Source organism: Maribacter luteus, assembly GCF_009674825.1.
GTDB classification, from domain to species: domain Bacteria; phylum Bacteroidota; class Bacteroidia; order Flavobacteriales; family Flavobacteriaceae; genus Maribacter_A; species Maribacter_A luteus.
In genome coordinates, this window is the sequence record NZ_WKJH01000017.1 from 1 (window position 1) to 1,356 (window position 1,356).

At 32.7% G+C, this 1,356-nt stretch carries 2 protein-coding genes; both read right to left on the reverse strand.

Annotated features, from left to right (window positions below; genetic code table 11):
• Positions 1 to 433: 433 nt before the first annotated feature.
• On the reverse strand, positions 434 to 790 hold the full coding sequence (locus tag GJ691_RS11420; RefSeq protein WP_154366980.1) for an SdpI family protein: 357 nt from the start codon (positions 788 to 790) through the stop codon (positions 434 to 436).
• A gap of 2 nt (positions 791 to 792) precedes the next feature.
• Entirely contained in the window at positions 793 to 1,101 is a 309-nt protein-coding gene (locus GJ691_RS11425; protein ID WP_154366982.1) for a DUF3784 domain-containing protein, read from the reverse strand.
• Positions 1,102 to 1,356 lie beyond the last annotated feature (255 nt).

The window sequence follows — 1,356 nt, forward strand, 5'->3', positions numbered from 1 at the left end:
CTATCGTAAGCACCAAGGTAGAAACGTAAAGAGTATCATTATCAAAGTAGCGAGAAAACTACTTAGTAGGACATTGGCGGTAATCAAAACAGAGACTCCTTATGCGATAGGTGTAATTGAATAAAAAAGAAAACTAAAGAATGAAAAAACCATAACAAAGCTCACGAAATAGTAGAGAGACCCGTACCACAGAACAACGTGGGTGGCCCCGAGTACTCGGGGATCACATTTTTATAGCAAGTGGCCGGGTCTATTATAGCTTAAAATCATACAGATGCTGGTGAACCCTAAGACAAAAGGTGTATCACATATAGGATGCGGAGCAAGTTATATTAAAGAAAAAAAGGTGGTTTAAGGCAAAAAAGAAAATATTGATTAACTTTAGAGAACTGGACTAGGGCTTTTCATAGGAGCCATTGTTGTGGTGTCGTTATTATTCGTTTGTAAATTTATTCTTAATTGCCTTTTCAACTCGTATTAATAGAAATACGACCATTAATATCATTAATCCCAAGCCTAAAAACATACCAATTTTGCCATCAGGTTTAAATATTAATCCAATAATCGAACTTAAAATCAATAGTGCTCCAAGTTTAATCATTTCAATGGAAGAGTATTTTTGAGAAAAATCCCATCTCTCTTGATTTTTCATTGAGCTTGAAGTTCTATATCCATAAAGTCCATTTATTTTTTTCGGTGGAAATTTGAGCATTAAAAATCCTGAAATCATAAAAATTATTCCAGATGATGACGGAATTAAAAACAAGGGATTGTCAAAGGGTAAATTCATTATTAATTTTTGATTTTATATTTCTTCGAGTTTGATTTAATCAACAAGTATGGAATTCCGATAATCATTGAAGTCCAAAAAGCATAATTTTGAATATTGAGGTTTTTAGTCAGTTCAGCGATTAAACATCCAGAAATGATAATTAAAGCCATTCCAAACATTACATTTCTAAATAAATTTGCTATTCCTTCAATGTTGTATTTCTCTTTTTCTTCTTTCGGCATTGCATTGTAGCCCGCAATCAGCCAATACATTTTTCTGTATTTTATTATGATTCCGAGAATAATAAATATTATAGCTGCTACAATCATATTATTAATCTATTTTTTCAATTTTGACGTTTCGTTTTAATGCACCACAACGGTTTTGGCTATGATACGTTGCGGAAAAATCCGCAGGATTCTTTCCGCCGTAGCCGAAAGATAGCAAAATTGCAATGAAATTCCGATAGGAATTTCAGCCGCAATGGATTATAGCATCGATGAAAAAGCAGTAAGTCGAGTATCTTTAAAATGAACAAAAAAATAAAGATATGGTTACTCAAATTACTGCTGTACCGAAGTTAT